The organism is Lysobacter sp. Soil_N_51, from assembly GCF_057655755.1.
Window position 1 is genome coordinate 1 of record NZ_JBDGLR010000028.1, and the last position, 505, is coordinate 505.

Here is a 505-nt window from a genome sequence, read left to right on the forward strand (position 1 = left end):
GTGCGGGTTCCGAAGAACCCGCGGATGTCGCTTAGTTCTGAACGTTCAACTCGGTGCGGCGGTTCTTCTCGCTCTTGCACGCCGGCATGGTCTGCGCGGTCGGCTCCAGCGGACGGCTTTCGCCGTAGCCCACCGGTCCGATCAGACGGCCCGCGTCCACACCGTTGCTGGTCAGGTAGTCGTACGCAGCCTTCGCGCGACGCTCCGACAGCTTCTGGTTGTAGTCGTCCTTGCCGCACAGGTCGGTGTGACCGGCGACTTCGACCTTCAGGTCGGGGTAACGCTTCAGGATTTCGCTCGCTTCGCTCAGGATCGCCACCGCGTCAGGACGCAGGGTCGCCTTGTCGAAGTCGAAGTTCACGCCCTTCAGGTCGATGGTGACCGGCACCGGGCAGCCGTCCGGACCGATGGTCTGGCCAGCCTGCGAACCGGGGCACTTGTCGTCGCAGTTGTTCACGCCGTCGCCGTCGTCGTCCTTGTCCGCGCAGCCCGGCTGCACTTCCGG

Annotated in this window: 1 protein-coding gene; it reads right to left on the reverse strand. The window is 65.5% G+C overall.

The window, feature by feature from the left end:
* Nucleotides 1-31 precede the first annotated feature (31 nt).
* The coding region (locus AC3A4T_RS24525; RefSeq protein ID WP_487677758.1) for an OmpA family protein at nucleotides 32-505 on the reverse strand (474 nt) is incomplete at its 5' end.